Origin of the sequence: Brevibacterium paucivorans (assembly GCF_016907735.1) — a bacterium.
Taxonomy (GTDB): domain Bacteria; phylum Actinomycetota; class Actinomycetes; order Actinomycetales; family Brevibacteriaceae; genus Brevibacterium; species Brevibacterium paucivorans.
Map to the genome: position 1 here is coordinate 176,590 of NZ_JAFBCP010000001.1, position 15,749 is coordinate 192,338.

A 15,749-nucleotide genomic window follows, 5' to 3' on the forward strand; every position below is an offset into this window, starting at 1 on the left:
CCCAAAAATAAAGAGCCTCGGGACCCAAAACGTAAGTCGCTACAGTCGCATCCGCCGACTGGTCGTGACTAAATCACCCGGAGTGCCTCACCAGCGGTACGTCGACTTCGGTTCATACCGGCCGTGCCGTGCTCGCTCCTCGTGCATCCACGTAGGCACGTCGCCCGACGGCAGCGCTCGTCGCGGGTCGACCGCCTCCAGGTGCCCGCGGGCCCACGCGACGAATGGGTGCCCCTCCTCGCCGATGGCGCGCTCCACCTCGTCGACGAACGCACTCATCTCTTGGTACCTGGCCCACGCCTCGGCACCTGCGTGGAGCGCCTGCTCCCAAACCTCGTAGCCGCGGCGCAGCTGATCGACCCGGTGTGCTTCCTCGCGGCGAAGCCTCTCCTCTTCTTCGCGGCGGCGGCGCTCCTGTTCCATCCGCACGGCGCGGTCGCTGGCGGCCTCGACAGCGGCGATCACGTCAACCAGCCGCTCCTCGACCTTCACGCGAGCGCCGTCGGTCCACGAGGCCCCGGTCTTCCGCCCGTCACGGTCCGTCAGATGAAGACGCAGCCTCCCGTCTCCGACGTAGTCGTACCTCGGCGCCCCGACGTACTGCCCCTTCGCCCGGCGCGCCGCCTCCTCCTTCGTGTCCTCGTGTGGACGCCGCTTCGTCACCTCGCTGAAGACGATCCCCACCGTCGCGTGCCCTGCATCAAGCAGGAGCAGCGCTTGGTTCGGATAGCGCAGGTAGGTGCCGCGGTAACCATCGGGCTCCCGACGCGCTTCCACGGTCGTGACCGTCCACCCGCGAGCCAACGCCTCGGTGACTAGAAAGTGGGCCACGAGGACGCAGCGCCTGCGCAGGGGCATCGGAAGCCGGCCCGGCCGACCCCTGAGCTCCTTGACGGCCGGGTGGGGACGCCGGACGACCTGGCGCAGCGGAACCTGCTCCTGGGGCTCCTGCGGCACTACGACAGGCTCTCGCGTCTCGGCCGGCGCCGGGGGAGGCTCCGGAGTCCCTGGTCTTGCAGGACTCCCTGCACGGCGTGGTCGTGGAGCCGGTGGCCTCTCGGCTTTCTCGGCCTCACCCGGGTACCTGCCGTGCTCGACGTAGTACCTGCCCGTCTCCGTGAGGTCGGCCGTCCACTTCCCGCCCGGGCGGCGGACCTTGACGAGGCCGCGCGCCGCCAGCGCGGCGGCGCTCAGCTTCATCTCCGGCCGCGGCGGGTCCTGGGAGCCTCCGGCGGCGAGCCAGTCGAGGACCTCACGCTGGGCGTCGTTGACGGGACGGGGAGTCATCCGAGAGTCAGTCGGCCTGCCAGGACAGCGGCGCCGTGGTGTCTAGCGTCTCCCGGGCTCCCGTGGCGAGGTTGACCGCGAACCGCAGCCTGTCCTGCGGCGCCCTGGTCCTATCGGGATGATCCAGGAGAGCGAGGCTCCGCGAAACGTCGAGCTGCACTCCCAAATGCGTCACACCTGCAGTGAGGAGTTCTGCAACGAGCGCAGGAGCGTCCTTGGATGGGAAGCTCTTGTACTGCTTGTTGCGGGTCTCTGGGAAAGACCGAATAAGCATGGCCTCGGCCACGGTCACAAGCTTCGCCTGATCGACCAACGGGCCGTCTGGCTCCGTCATCGCTTGCACTGCTATCCGTGCGATCTCTTCCCAGTTGTCGGGGCCGATGTTTCCGGAGAGTTCTCGGCCCTGCACCGCCGCATCCAAGACGATGAGCGCCACTGCGGAGTTGGGATACAGGTCTCCGACCTGAGCCAGCACACGCTGCACCGTCTCGTGGCCCTCACCGATTCTCTCAGCAGCCGTGCGCTCACCCTGCTTCCCGAACGACTGACCGATGTACTCGACGCGGTACGTGAAGAACTTGCGGAGCGTCCACTCATGCCAGTGGTCCATGTGCTGGCCCGGCCTCCACGCGCGAGCCAGGACGCGGCGGGTCAGGTCCACAGCGTTTGAACGCTGATTCTCTCCCTGCTCGTCCACCCAATTAACCGCGCCGTCGACCAAGCGCGTGCCCTCGCGAGGAAGAAGGTCGAAAGGCACGGGGATGGTGCGCGGCTTGAACTGCGAGCCGTCGTGGAAGCGTGTCTCCATCTTCCAGCCGTCGGGCCGCTGGATAAGGTCCACGATTTCAGTCTTCGGCCCGACGAGCACGAGGTACAAGTAGGCACCGTGGTCGTGAGCCCACTGCACGAACCGGTCGTCGTATACCTCAGACGGCAGAAGGGCTCGTGACCAGTAGTTGGTGACAGCCAGCAGGGATTACGGCTCGGCCAGATCGTCTGCCATGACGTACCTCCCTCGACGGGCGCAACCTCACGCTACGAGCATGCTGTCAAACGGATTTGCCTAGATTCCCGTTCTATGCGGTGCACCAATCGGGACTCATCACCCGCGGCATAAACTCCAGCGCGGCGAAGGGCTTGCTATGCCTCTAGAGGTATCGTGCCACCGGACAGCAGTTAGATGAAGCGGAACCCGAACAGCCCACCTTCTTCCCCCGAGTCGGTGAGCACCGGATCGATAACGTAACTCCGCCGGTCGAATCCTTCGGATTCAGCGGCTGTCAGACGATCCGAGTTAAGAGTCACGACGTACTGGAACCCAACCTCATCTGCCAGCCGAGCGCCAATGTTGAGACAAGAAGAAATTTGGCGATCGTCCATAGAGTCAAACAACTGACTGTCGTGTACCAGAATTCGTGGGGCGCGACCGAGTTGAATTGCCGTGACTGCGCACACCATGTCAAGCAGGAAGGTCTTGACACCTAGAATTCCCGCTGATGCATCACCATCAATCTTCGGCACAACTTTCAGCACGCCCTTGCGTGTAGCTTCAATCAGCAAAGAGACGTTGCGGTCGGCATAGATCTCTTCGCCGAGCTGCTGAAACAAAACGATGGCTGATTCCAGAGGAAGCTCGCGGTCTGCGATCTCAGTTCGAACGCTCGATTCGGCCTCGGACATCATTGTGCGCAGGCGGATCCCGGTGTCGCTGACAGACTGCACAAGTTCGAGTTTCCGCTCCAGATCAGCAACAAGAGCATCCAGATCCGTGAGTTCACGTTCAGCGCTTCGGAATGTTTCCAATGCCATTGAGTCGTTCAATAGATTCATGATGCTCGAGCGTCGCTGATCGAGGGCCTGACGTTCCGAGTTGACCTCCGCCAAGCGCTGAGTGACGGACAGAAGCTCTGCTTGAAGGTACATTTGCCGATTTCGCACTACCGAAGCATGAAACTCAGCACCCTCGGCGAACCGGTGGGTTGCAGCTCCTGGCAAGACGATGCCGACCTCCGCATACATACTCTCCAGTTGCCTGGCTAGGTCCGTCCCTGCAACTGCTGGACGCTCTTCTGTCATTGCAAGTTCAAGGTCACGCTTCCGCCGTTCAAGCGAGAGTCCCTCATCGTTGAGCTCTCTGATTGCGTGGGTCAGGCGGTCTGCATCCGCCTGGTGGTCGGCATACTGCTCGTCGACTCTGAACCCCGAGAGATTGGACTCCAAACGCGACCGCTTCTCACGCGCCTGAGCCAAACGGGCGCGCAGTTCCGGCTCACTGAGCGTGATAGCTCCGATTGCACCTTCGGAGATGGCCTTACTGAGTGCCTTTCGATTCTTCTCCAGCGCGGTTACTGCGCCTGCTTTCGCGAGAATCTCGGGGGAAAATCCGAGGAAGAAACCCATCCGGGTGCCGGACTCCCAATCGGACTCGACACGATGAGTCTTGAGCGGATCACCGAAGTAGTCGCGGGCGAGCTGTCCAAACAACTGGCCCACTGTCGGCCTTCTGACAGAATCGGGAATACCTAAAATTGCAGAGAGTTCACGTTTCCAGTCATCAACGCTAGTCGTGGCACCATCAATATAGACCTTCGTTTGCGGCGAAACAGGCCTTTCCACTCGGCTAATCCCTGCCGACTCTCCGAAGTCAATTTTTGCCCAGAAGGAGTGTTTGGACAATGCCTCAACCTTGAGACTGTCGGCAATACCACCGCCGAGCAGGTAGCGCATTATTTTGACGAAACTGGTCTTACCCGCCCCGTTCCGGCTATCCCCGGACGTGGATTCGTTCGTTTTGTCCGCGAGTAGGATGTTCATCCCCTCGTGAAACCGCAGCCGCTTGAAGCGCGAGTCGGACGAGCCTAGTTCATGCAGAAACATGCCGTCTCACCAACTGCCCAGATTCATTCCAGGAAACTGCATCAATCGCAAACAACATAGACAATGCCAAGGCGAACCAATCGAAGGTGACCTTGGAGTCTCCGCGAACCTCACTTGAGTACTTCAAGAACCGCTCCCAAAGCCCCGACACGGTTGCGGGCGATTCCAAGAGCGAGATCAGGCTTGCCCCAATGGTCAGCAAAGCACGCTGAGGCTCGATACCTTTAGTAGGTAGTAACATGCCGCACCTCGCCTCCAGCATTATCAGCAGGCGGCTCCTCAAAAATGTCGCATGAGTCGAAGAAGTAAGCCGTGACGGCGTATACGGCGTTAGCCCGCTTCGTGGACAGATCGAAGTCCTGCCCACCAAGCGCCCCATAGACTCGACGAACAATCTCGCGCACGTCCCTTGTAGCTTGTCGAGCCTCTTGGTAGATGACACGGAAGCGTTGAGCTTTCTCATCACGCAACGCAGGATCTGCCTGTTCGGAGAACCATTTGTCGATACGTGCCGAAAGCAGCCTTCCCGCATTGAACTCTGCCCTCGTAGTCTCCGGGAGGTTATTGAAGTCCATCTTGGTGGAGGGGACTGGGCGGATGGATTCGATGTGGTCAGGGCCATCTCCGTCTACATCCTCCAGAGAGAGAATGAGCTCCACAAGATCGGCAAGCTCCACGTTTTCGGCATGCGGGACGCCTGGGATTACTTCATCTAGCTGCGCTGGAGTTAGCTTGTCAGCGGCCTTCCACCACAGATCGTCAACCTGCCAGATCTCGATAGTGATGGGACGTTGCGTCCCCGACGCGTGTTGTTGTCGCAGAGCTAGGACACTCTTCGTCGGCAAGGGGCCAAAGAGAGCGTTCGTGACGAACCGCCAAGTTGAGAAGCCGTTCCAACAAGCGAGCCCTCTGGCGAAGTCAGACTCCAACTTGTCCTTGGTCTTCTGGTCAACGCCGGTAGTGGCTCGCTGCCCATAGCAGGCGTATAGGATCGATCCGTTGTCAGCGAGTCCGTCACAGCCCCCGTCGCCGTGCTTGCCCATCGGGGCTGGGTTCAGGTAGTCACTGTGAAGGCGGGCCAAGAGCGCCGTGGCGTAGTCCTCGAAAGCATCGCCGGAAGCGATGCACCGCTGGTCATGTCTTGCTCGATACCAGCTCTTCCATGCCGAGTCGATCATGGGCCGCACCCCCTTCCCGTAGGTGATTTGCGCGTTTGACAGAACGGTGTCGCCCTATGAAGGTTGCGCCACCTTGTCAACCAAGTCTAGCTGTCCACCCTCGGCCACCGTCTTCCCCGTCGGTTCGTGTTGACGCTCGTCAACGGCATCCCCAAGGCGAGCCGATAGAGATCTGAGGTCACAGAGAGTTGGGCTCAGAGTTGACGCGGACGCTCCATGCGCCGTTCAGGCCCCGTCTGGGGGTTCTCGACACGGGCGCGATGCAACGTCCTTAACGCTGTTTCGGCCCGAGCGCGGTCGATCTTCTGCGCCGTACCCTCGGGTTGGGCGCCGAGCGGTGCCGGGTCGGTGATCTGGTAGCGGACGCGGTAAACGGCGACGACCAGGGCGCGGCGGCGCCACTGCTGCCGCGCCCGCCCATTGGCGGGCATCGGACCAAGCGCCGTGGTCCACAGCTCGTGGAACTGGAGAGCGGTGTCGAGGACGGCTTCTGCTCGGGTTTCGATGAGGTGGCGGCGCTCGGTCAGGGCTTGCTGCATATCGGGGGTCATGGGGCCGGTGGCTTCGGGAATCAGCCCGGCGATGAGACGCGGTGCCTGTCGGGTGCGTCCGGCCCCGGGGGTCGGGTGGTGGCGTGGGCGAGGCGGTGGTGGATGGCGGAGGCGATGTCGTCGGCGTCGGCGAACCCGTGCGCTGCGATGAGTCGTGGCAGGAGGGCCTCAACGTTGTGGTGGTTGGCTTCGGCCCGGCGCAGTTCCGCGGTCAGAGCGCCGAAAGCGTCGGAGTCGATGACCGCTTCTGCCTGGTCCGTGGACAGGCCGCTGGATTTGATGAGAGCAGCCCAGCGGTGGTGTTGGGCTGCGGCGGCGATGGTTTCGTACTCGGCAGCAAGTTGGGAGATTGACCCCCACTGATCTTGCTCGGCGGTGATGGTCCCGTGTGCCGACAGCTCAGCACCGCTGTGTTGGAGCACGCCATAGAGGACCGCGCGGGCGGTGGCGTCGGGATTGTCGCCCGGATGCGCCGTGGCGTGGTCATCGGGCCGGTCAAGGATGACGTAGGCACGGTTCGATTCGCGTCCGCGGGTCATGGCGACATACAGGTTCTCGCGCGTGGTGGTCGGCTCTACGAGGACGTGGGCGGTGTCGGTGGTGATGCCTTGGGCGCGGTGGGCGGTGACGGCGTAGCCGAGGTCGACGTGCTCGGCCACGTAGTCTGCGGGCAGGACGATGCTGTTGCCGAGCCGGGTCCCGGGTGGGCGGATCGTGACTGACCCGTCGTCGCGCACGGCGGTGATGGTCCAGGTTTGGCCGTTGCGGACCCAGCCGTGCCGGTTCCGCAGCCGCCGGTCGTTACGGCGGGTGATGATCGTGTCCCCCACGCCCGCTGCCGATCCGTCGGACAGGGTGATTTCGGGGCCGGGCTTCAGCGTGCCGTCGAGGATGAGGTCGGCGCGGGCGCGGACGTTGAGGGCGGTGACGTTCTCGCGGGTTTCGGCGATCAGCACCGACGCCAAACCTGCCTTTCGGTCGTGGCGCCAGGCGGTATAGGCGACATCGGTCATGGCCTCGGCGTCGCCGTCGTGGATGCGATCGCGTGCCAGGTAGGTGTCGATGACTGGGGTGCGGCCGTGTCGTAGCTCCAAGGAGGCGGTCTTCTCCCAGGCGTGGGTGAAGCGGTGGACATCGACCAGCTCTGGGGCATCGTCGCGGTCGTGGATCAACAGACTGAACGCACCACCGGCATCGACGGACTGGAGCTGGGCATAGTCGCCGACCAGCAGCACCTTCGCCCCCGCCTCCTCAGCTGCCTGCGTGATCCGGTCAAAGGACAGGGTGCCGGCGAGGGAGGCTTCGTCAATGATGACCAGCTGCCCGGCCTGGAAGGTGACGCCGGTGTGTTGATGGGTGGTCCACCACTTCGCCGTGTTCTCCGTCTGAATGCCCAGATCGTCGGCCAGCACCTGCGCCGCCACCGCCGACGGGGCCAACCCCACCACCGACCCGGCACCATGCTCGGCTTCCCATGCCCGGCGCAGTGCATTCATCGCAGTCGTCTTCCCCGCTCCCGCCAGCCCCACCAACACATCCACCACCCGGCCCGAGACCGCGACCGACGCCAAGGCTGCGGCCTGGTCCAGGCCGAGCACCCGACCCTCGGCATCGGGCTTGCTCGAGATCGTTTCGACGGTGGCCAGGTCGATACTCGGCCCGGTGGTCGTGCGGGCCCGTTGCAGGAGGCGGTCCTCTGCCGCGAGGAGGGTGTCGGAGGAGAACACGGTCGAGTGCTTCGGCCGAAACACCGAGGGGCCGTCCAGGCGGCGAAACTCCACCGGACTGGTCGCTAGCTCGGGTGGAGTCAGCCGCAGGGACGCGTGTTCGGCGGCGTCGGCGACCATGGCGGTGATGGCTTCGCGGTCCTCGACGGTGGCGAACCGCCACCCCATCGTGTGGCGGGCAACTTCGGCCATCAGGTTCCAGCGCCGCCACGTCGAGCGCTTCTCACCGACCACCTCGACCACCGAGCGCCCCACCTGCTCGATCAGATCCAACGGCACATCATCAGCCCGCAACAGCAACTGCCGCTCCCCACCCGTGACGGCGCGCGCCCACACCGTCGCATCACTGCCGAGGATTCTGCTGGCGCGGGTGCGCCACTGTTCGGTCAGCTCCGCCAAGGATTGGACCTGTTTCTCTGGACGCGTCGCGAGCGTGGCCTGGGCGCGCAATCGGATCACGGTGGCATCGGATGGCTGCCGTCCGTGGGTGGCCACGTACTCGGCCGCCAGCCGGTCCTTCTCCACCTCGATCTGTCGCGCCCGCGTGGAGAACTCCGCCACCAGCTGTTCGGGGACGTCGGTGATTGCCCAGGACGGGTTGCGGTCGCGACCCATCTCCCGTGGCTCCCAGCTCACGCCGAAGGTTCGGGTCATGTGGTCGGCGAACACGGCCTCGTGCAGCTCGGGCAACTCCACGACCGCGGCATGCATCGGACGCCCATCCAGACTCCGCCACTTCCCATCCAACACCGTGCGGGCCTTGTTGCTGATCACCACATGCGTATGCAAGTGCGGGTCCCCGGCACGGGAATCGAATTGATCGAACGCGGTCGCGATGAGCCCGGTGACGTCGACCTGTGCAACCGCGCCATCCCCAGCGGTTGCACCCGTGCGGGTGGCTGCAACCTCGCGCTCCATGAACGCAACCACGGCCGCAACCGCCTCATGATGGGCTTGCGCAATCAATGCCTGCGTCCCCGCGTCCGCAACCGCCCACAACACCGACGCCGACTTCGGCACACTGAACGTGAAATGAAACCCCGCTACCCAGAGCCGAGCGACGGGTCCAGCTGCGCGACACGGTCCGCGACCCGCTCCACCGTCGAGCTGTACACCGGATACGCCCGCCCCAACGGCACACCAGCAATCGGATCCCGCCCCATCCCTACCAGCAACTGAAGCTGCGCCTCCGACACCTGCGCTCCAGGGGCGATTTCACCATTACGCAAAGCAGTGACACCGGAACCAAGCCAGCGTCCAGGTGGGGTGCCAGCCTCGGCGTAGTAGCGGGTCAACGGAGTCGACAGCGACCGGTCACCATCACCAGCCGCCACAGTGCTCAGCAGGTACGTGTAGCCGTCGCCAGCCGACATCACCCGCATCGACACCGTCAAGACGAACCACCTCTCTCACCGAAAGGTGCTCACGTCCTAGATGCGAGAGAGGGGGTGACCTATACGGCCACCCCCTCGGCGGCGTCGCCGCCAACCTCCTGGATCTTTTCGCACTCTGGAGGTTTTGCCGTTCACCGAAGTCTCGGGAACGCCACCCCGTTGCCAGGATGGAATGCGCCACGTGGCTACGCCGCGACGCGCTTCTCGCTTCTCAGGGTTCCAGCCGCGAGGTTATCCACGGACCTACGGCCCCTCCACGAGCGTTTTACGACTCCCACATGCCGCAGGCGTCGTCCAGCAGAGAAAGCGTCGGCATGCCGACCACCTCCTTTTGGGCGCGACGTTCACTACGTCGCACAGTCAGGGTACCAACCCCAAGCAAGCCTCGATCTGCAAGAGGCGTGGCAGATCGGTCGAGGTCTCTCACGGAACGAATCTCGATGATGCCAAGGCTCTGCGGCCGTGGGTTAGCTCGGGATTCGTACTGGCCAGCATTGATACGGATCTCCGCGTCTTTGAGCAGAGACGGGATATTGAGTCGCTGACCGGCAGCGGGGTCACCTACGCTGGTGGGCATGTTGTTCTACGGCACTGCTTCGCTGCGTCTGCGCAGCCGCTAACAGCGGCGGGCACCCTCCACAGGTTGTTGCTCCCGCACCCGGTGATCACGGCCGGGCGGCTCTTTCAGCGTGCCCGGCTCCGCAACAACCACGGAGCAAACAGTGCCTACCTATCGAGGTGGCCGTCATGAGCACGGCCAAAACTTCCTGACTGACCCATCCACCATTGCCACGATGACACGGCTCGTGGCTGCCACCGAAGGCCCGACCATCGAGATCGGCCCCGGTGACGGAGCACTCACCACCCCGCTGGCCCAGCTCGGGCGACTTGTGACAGCCGTCGAGATCGACACCCGGCTCGCCCGACGCTTGACCCAACGACTCCCGTCGCACGTGGAGGTCGTCGCCGACGACTTCCTGACCTACCGGCTTCCAACATCTGCGCATGTGCTCGTCGGCAACCTGCCGTTTCACCAGACCACGGCCATGCTGCGCCGCATCCTGCGCTCCCCGGCATGGACCGATGCAATCGTGCTCGTGCAATGGGAAGTCGCGCGGCGCAGAGCGGGCGTCGGCGGTGCCACGATGATGACGGCGCAATGGGCGCCTTGGTTCGAGTTCACGCTTCACACTCGTGTTCCCACTCGCGCCTTCACCCCGCGTCCGGGAGTCGACGGCGGAATCCTCACCATCCACCGTCGCGAACATCCGCTGCTGTCCCCGATGCGGCGACGCCAGTTCCATGCCCTGGTCCACCGCGTCTACACCGGCCCCGGTCGCGGGCTGGCCCAGATCCTCGCGCGCACCACCTCGCTCGGGTCACCGCAGACCGCACAGGCGTGGCTGAGAGGCCCCGGCGTGACGGCTGCCGGGTTGCCGAAAGACCTGCCCGTCGAGGCATAGGTGGACTTGTTCAAGACCACCGGTTCTTCACCGCCTGCACACCGTGCGCAGACGCAGCAGGTGAAGTCGAGGAGGCGCCGTCGATGACCATCGCAGCGCGGCACCAGGCCTGCCGCTACACGTCAACAGCTAGGAGTGCCACGGAGCACCGTTCCGGTGAAACCTCCACAGAACTGGCAACGCGGCTGCTCGCAGAAGCACCGCAACGGGATTGGCGACTCCGTGACCTTGCCGCGCTAGTTCACCTTTCGGTGTCACAGCTGGGCAGAGCGTTCACACAACGATTCGGGATGCCACCCATGCGGTACCTGGCTCACATTCGGGCCCATCGGCTGGCTCACCTTCTGGTCGAGACTGATCTTCCCATCGGCGTCGCCATGACAAAAGTCGGGTGGCGCAGCCGTGGACATGCCGCACGGCAGTTCACCGACGTCATCGGGATCAGCCCGTCCGAATATCGGCGCACTGCGATTGGGCGCACTCTCACGGAGACCAGCCCGTGGCCATCAGCCACGCAGGGCAGCCCCGAATCAAAGGGCCCCTCACGACAGGAGTGCCGTGATGCCGTCGGAGAGAATCTCTTGCGGACTGATCTGGTGCGTCGCATGGAGTCGCGCGTAGGTGGGGGCTTGGTCAGGGTCGATGGCGACGCGCTTCTCGTCAGACGCCATGGGAGCAGTCAGAGAGGCACCAATCACCATATTGGACAATCGGTAGGCCGTTCCAAGCGGATCCGGGGCATCCGCTTGTTCGAGCAGGACGCACATCCGCTCAGATAGGGCTAGGTACGCGGGGCCTCTAGGAGGGCGCATGCCGATGACTTGTCCAGCCCACCGGTGGGTCGTGAGGTGCGCGAAGAATGCTTGCATCAGTGAGGGAAGGTCAGCAGTGCGGATAGATTCGGACATCACGGGATCATCCGCAAGCGCCGTGTCTAGGGCAAGATCGAATAGATCGTCAACTGATTCCACGCGGGAGTACAGGCTAGTTGGCGCGACGCCCACCTGCTCCGCTACGGCTCGCAAGGTGAGTGCCTTCAACCCACCGCCGTCCAGCAGTCTCACCGCCACCCTCGCAACCTCGACGATATCTACAGCACGGAGGCGTTGCACAGGTTTGCGATGTTCCCAGTAACTCACCCGACTAGCCTAACCAAACACGCTTCAGTTAGCTATCCGCACTATGTTAGGTTTAGTACATGCTTGATGCCACCGCCCTTCCGATGGTCTTGGGGAACACTCGTTTACGCACCTTGTCCGATCGGGACGCAGAAGCATTTGCGACAGGCACCAGACATGTATCTGTTCGGCGCTTCGGCCACCTTCCCGAGCCGAGCTACACCCCCGACTCCGTGCGGCGGATGATCCGCGAAGAGGTCGCCGCAGGCCTATCGTCCGGCACGTTGGCAGTCCTCGCGCTTGCGGATACCGAGACAAACCGGTTTGTGGGCTCATTGGTGCTCTTCGACGTCAGTTCCGAGACTGCCGAGGTCGGGTTCTGGATTCATTCCAATGCTCGCGGAGAAGGGCACGCCCGTCGGGGGTTGGATCTGGCGTCGCGTTTCGCACGGAGCAGTGGGCTTCGAACCTTGACGGCGCGCACACTCCCGGAGAACAAGGCCTCCCAGCAATGCTTGACGACCGCAGGGTTCCGTGAGGTCGAGCGATCCGCAGGGACCACGCCCGCAGGACAGCAAGAGGAACTGTTTCATTACCGGCGCGATCTCATACCAAGCACCCAGTGGCCGTTGGTGACGGAACGGCTCCAACTTCGTCTGCATAATGCTGACGATGCCGAATGGCTTCACGAGCTGTATTCGCAACCCGACGTTGCTCGCTACCTGTTGGACGAGCCATGGACCGCAGAAGTCACCCGCGAAAAACTCGCCGAGCGGCTAGCGAAGACCAGCATCGATGGCGAGACTGGTGCACTTGCGCTGGTCATCGAACATGCCGACGCCCCGATCGGGGACGTCGCATTGTGGCTCACAGATCACGAACACCGCCAGGGCGAGATCGGGTGGGTCCTTGACCCGGCACACGGTGGGCAAGGTTTCGCCAGCGAAGCCGTCCGAGCGGTACTCGCCCTCGGGTTTGACCACTACAAGCTCCACCGCATCACCGCGCAGATAGATGCCCGCAACAATGCCTCCGCAGCCCTCGCTCGCCGCGTCGGGCTCCGGCTAGAAGCACATCACATCCAGGACTGGTTCAGCAAGGGCGAATGGACCGACACCCTCGTTTACGCGCCACTTGCCTCCGAAGAATGGGCGAGGCGTGAACTACGCGGAAGATTCTAATCAGCATTCATGAGCGTCACGCCCTCGATGAATCGCGGTCAGCACCAAGACTAAGGCGCAGGACGACCTCATTGTGATCGCCTTCTCGACGCACCTCGGCATCAACGAAACCCAAACGACGGGCAAGGTTCAGCGACCTCACATTATGTTCGTGAATCTCGACTTGAGCCTCAGTGACCCCGTAATCATCATGCAAACAGCCTAAAAGCCACTCTGTCGACCTCGAGGCGATCCCTTTGCCCCACATCTTGGGCAACAACACGTAGGCGATGGAAGCACGATGAGCCTCCTCGTCGATCGTTGCCTGAAGTGTGCCCAGTGGTTCATCGTCTCTGTCGTTCAAGATGATCCAGTTGAGCCATCTCACACCAAGACCCTGCGGTGCTCCCCCACAGAGGACCCTATAACGCTCTTGCAACTGTTCGAGGTTCTCAGGCGGTCGCTCATCAATAAAGGTATAGATGCGCATGTCTTGGAGCTCTTCAAACATCGACCGAGCATCAGATACCGCGAGGGGCCTGATCTTAATCTCGAACTCGTCAGTCATCAGACCATCCTAAAGCCAAATCAAGCGACTTCTATCGGAGCCCAGGCAACACCCAAGCCAACCGGGCGACAACCCTTATGAGCATCGATATACCTGCCCATGTCACCGAAACCCACTTGGACCCACCGAAACCACACACACCACCGCAGCCCGGAGAGGGAACACCTTGTCCGCAATAGGTCCTTAAAAGGTTCTATAGATCGGCGCAAAGCGAGCGAAACTACGCAATATAAAGCGCCGTATTGTTCGCTTTGCGCTGTCTGTCCTTGGGCCATCGCCTCCGCGCCGCTCAGCTTTGCGCCACCTAAGGTCGGCTACATCACCACACGCTCCGACCTCATTTACCCACCACAGCTCGATCCAATGTGTTGAGTAAACACCACTTTTGATCGTTTTGTTCACGTTTTTGGGTGAAAAATGGGCCTTTACCCAACACAGCAAGTCCAAAACTACTCACGTGTGGTGGGTAACTAGGTTACGGACCAAAAAGGGGGAACGATGACCCGACCCAGCAACGCACCAAGCAAAAAGTCTCGGGACATCGAGTGAACGATGTCCCGAGACTTCACACTGTGGAGGTAAGGGGATTCGAACCCCTGACCTTCTCCATGCCATGGAGACGCGCTACCAACTGCGCCATACCCCCGAGCACTCGACCTATCTTAAAGTTTCAGCTCCCGGAATGCAAAACCGCTCTCAAACCAAACGCCCAGCTTGACCAAATAAGCTGATCTCATCATGGACTTTATTGACTCAGTCGCCACGACTTTCGACATCCCCGTGGAAGCGGGAACGCTTACCACCTCGGCGTGGCTGTACCCTCCCACCCACGTAGAAACCGCCTCGGCGACTTCTTCACACCGCCCCATCCTTTTCATTCACGGATTCCGCGGCGACCACCACGGCATGGCCCTCATCGCACACAACCTGCGCACGCACGAAGCGCTGGTCCCTGACCTTCCCGGCTTCGGCCAGACTCCCCCACTGCCAACCACGACCCTCGATTCTTACACCAAGTTCATCGACGAACTGTACGCACAAGCCACGACCCACTTCGGCACAGAACCGGTGCTGGCCGGTCACTCGTTCGGCTCGATCCTCGCGGCACACTGGGCAGCCAACAATCCCACCATTCCCGGGCTCGTGCTCATGAACCCCATCACCATCTCCCCTCGCGACAGCGCCGGCAAGATCGCAACCAAAATCACAGAGCTGTACTACCACCTCGGCCGGGACCTGCCCACACACCTGGGCCGTAGCCTGCTCTCCAACTGGCTAATCGTCCGTGCCATGAGCATGACCATGGCCACTACCGACGACCCTGGCCTGCGCAAATACATCCACGAGCAGCACCACCGCTACTTCTCCACCTTCTCTGACCCCCACACGCTCAGTGACGCTTTCGACGTGTCCATGACCGCTAGCGTCGCCGAGGTGTCAGGCCGGCTGACAATGCCCGTGTTAGTGATTGCCGGGCAGCGCGACTTGATTGTGCCCATCCAGTCAACAAACAAGTTCATCGAAACACTTCCCAACGCCCGTGCCCGCGTCTTCGACGGAGTCGGCCATCTGGTCCACTACGAAGCAGCCGAAGCCACCGCTCGGGCAATTGAAGACTTCGCTGATGAACTCAGCGACTCTGCACACTGCACGCAACCAGAAAGGATCACCCATGGCACTCGTTAAGATCAACCAGCTCTCAGTCGAACCTGGCCAGGCCCAAGAGCTTGAGGCTCGTTTCGCCGCACGCAAGAAATCAGTTGACCAGGAGCCGGGCTTTCTAGGTTTCGAGCTTCTGCGTCCCACCGGTGACAACACCGACTACTTCGTTGTGACCCGGTGGGAATCTGAAGAGTCGTTTCAGAACTGGGTTGCTAAGCGCCACCCACGCAACCCAAACGAGACCGTCTCTGCGGCGAAAGGGATGCTCGAGTTCGAGGTTGTAGAACTCTAAGCTACCGGGCTGGGCCTACCGCCACTCACCGTAGAAGTCACGCTGAGGCTTAGAATTGCCGTCCCGTTCAGCTTGCTTGGCTTCGCGGTAGGCCTGAGCCGCCAGCTTCGAATCCTCGTCAGGGTCTTTTGCGTACGCCAGGCGGTTAGGCACAGTCGCCCTAGACACGGGAGACCCTGACACAAACGTGGCACGAGACAGTACGTTCGACGCCACCGACGACACCGCGATCAACGCCAAGAATGCCACCACCGTGGCAAACGTGCGCCACACGCTGAAGCCTTCGGCCCACAGCGAATGCACGTAGGCAGCGACCAGAATCATGGGCATACCCAGGCCGGTGACCGGCGAAAACACGTTGATACGCGACAGTGCGTCCCGTGCCCGGAACATGGCGATGGACGACCCCAACACAATGAGGCATCCGCCAATACCGAACACGCCTACCAAGACTGTGAAAAGAATATCCATG

12 protein-coding genes, 1 tRNA gene and 3 pseudogenes are annotated in these 15,749 nt (G+C 62.2%); 5 read left to right on the forward strand and 11 right to left on the reverse strand.

Annotation, left to right across the window (positions count from 1 at the left end):
- Positions 1 to 87: 87 nt before the first annotated feature.
- From JOE56_RS00840 to JOE56_RS00870, 7 genes and pseudogenes are all read right to left on the reverse strand, one after another.
- A complete protein-coding gene (locus tag JOE56_RS00840) occupies positions 88 to 831 on the reverse strand; it encodes a hypothetical protein (protein WP_204514414.1) in 744 nt (247 codons plus the stop codon).
- Positions 832 to 1,294: 463 nt separating this feature from the next.
- Entirely contained in the window at positions 1,295 to 2,128 is an 834-nt protein-coding gene (locus tag JOE56_RS00845; protein WP_204514415.1) for a hypothetical protein, read from the reverse strand.
- Positions 2,129 to 2,463: 335 nt separating this feature from the next.
- Positions 2,464 to 4,164 carry an ABC-three component system protein gene (locus tag JOE56_RS00850; protein WP_204514416.1) on the reverse strand — a complete coding sequence of 567 codons (1,701 nt, stop codon included), beginning with the start codon at positions 4,162 to 4,164 and terminating at the stop codon, positions 2,464 to 2,466.
- Positions 4,151 to 4,405: an ABC-three component system middle component 6 gene (locus JOE56_RS00855; protein WP_204514417.1), complete on the reverse strand. Its 255-nt coding sequence runs from the start codon at positions 4,403 to 4,405 to the stop codon at positions 4,151 to 4,153. Before JOE56_RS00855 ends, JOE56_RS00850 begins: the two co-directional genes overlap by 14 nt.
- The gene (locus JOE56_RS00860) at positions 4,389 to 5,342 is read right to left on the reverse strand and encodes an ABC-three component system protein (protein WP_204514418.1); all 954 of its coding nucleotides are present in this window, start codon (positions 5,340 to 5,342) and stop codon (positions 4,389 to 4,391) included. The genes JOE56_RS00855 and JOE56_RS00860 overlap by 17 nt, the downstream gene beginning before the upstream one ends.
- Positions 5,343 to 5,536: 194 nt before the next feature.
- Positions 5,537 to 9,002: pseudogene (gene mobF, locus JOE56_RS00865) on the reverse strand (MobF family relaxase).
- Between the two features lie 277 nt (positions 9,003 to 9,279).
- Positions 9,280 to 9,591 carry a hypothetical protein gene (locus tag JOE56_RS00870; protein WP_204514419.1) on the reverse strand — a complete coding sequence of 104 codons (312 nt, stop codon included), beginning with the start codon at positions 9,589 to 9,591 and terminating at the stop codon, positions 9,280 to 9,282.
- A 145-nt stretch (positions 9,592 to 9,736) separates the two neighbouring features.
- Between JOE56_RS00870 and erm the strand changes: the two are divergent.
- Both erm and JOE56_RS11710 read left to right on the forward strand, forming a co-directional pair.
- Positions 9,737 to 10,564: pseudogene (gene erm / locus JOE56_RS00875) on the forward strand (23S ribosomal RNA methyltransferase Erm).
- Positions 10,561 to 10,929: pseudogene (locus JOE56_RS11710) on the forward strand (helix-turn-helix transcriptional regulator); the annotation flags it as partial. The pseudogenes erm and JOE56_RS11710, both read left to right, overlap by 4 nt.
- A gap of 90 nt (positions 10,930 to 11,019) precedes the next feature.
- Here the strand turns inward: JOE56_RS11710 and JOE56_RS00880 are convergent.
- Positions 11,020 to 11,616 (reverse strand): TetR/AcrR family transcriptional regulator, encoded by a 597-nt coding sequence (locus tag JOE56_RS00880; protein WP_338028589.1) that lies wholly within the window; start codon positions 11,614 to 11,616, stop codon positions 11,020 to 11,022.
- A gap of 59 nt (positions 11,617 to 11,675) precedes the next feature.
- Here JOE56_RS00880 and JOE56_RS00885 point away from each other — a divergent pair, with 59 nt between their 5' ends.
- Positions 11,676 to 12,776: a GNAT family N-acetyltransferase gene (locus JOE56_RS00885; RefSeq protein ID WP_204514421.1), complete on the forward strand. Its 1,101-nt coding sequence runs from the start codon at positions 11,676 to 11,678 to the stop codon at positions 12,774 to 12,776.
- 16 nt (positions 12,777 to 12,792) lie between these two features.
- Here the strand turns inward: JOE56_RS00885 and JOE56_RS00890 are convergent, their stop codons facing one another.
- Positions 12,793 to 13,323, reverse strand: coding sequence for a GNAT family N-acetyltransferase (locus JOE56_RS00890; protein WP_204514422.1), 531 nt, complete (start codon positions 13,321 to 13,323; stop codon positions 12,793 to 12,795).
- 573 nt (positions 13,324 to 13,896) lie between these two features.
- A tRNA-Ala gene (locus JOE56_RS00895) sits at positions 13,897 to 13,969 on the reverse strand.
- Positions 13,970 to 14,061: 92 nt separating this feature from the next.
- Here JOE56_RS00895 and JOE56_RS00900 point away from each other — a divergent pair.
- Both JOE56_RS00900 and JOE56_RS00905 read left to right on the forward strand, forming a co-directional pair.
- Complete coding sequence (locus tag JOE56_RS00900; protein WP_204514423.1) at positions 14,062 to 15,009, forward strand: alpha/beta fold hydrolase; 948 nt, start codon at positions 14,062 to 14,064, stop codon at positions 15,007 to 15,009.
- A complete protein-coding gene (locus JOE56_RS00905) occupies positions 14,996 to 15,277 on the forward strand; it encodes an antibiotic biosynthesis monooxygenase family protein (RefSeq protein WP_204514424.1) in 282 nt (93 codons plus the stop codon). Before JOE56_RS00900 ends, JOE56_RS00905 begins: the two co-directional genes overlap by 14 nt.
- Before the next feature lie 15 nt (positions 15,278 to 15,292).
- Here JOE56_RS00905 and JOE56_RS00910 read toward each other — a convergent pair whose 3' ends face one another.
- Entirely contained in the window at positions 15,293 to 15,748 is a 456-nt protein-coding gene (locus JOE56_RS00910) for a cation:proton antiporter (protein WP_204514425.1), read from the reverse strand.
- Position 15,749: the final 1 nt, after the last annotated feature.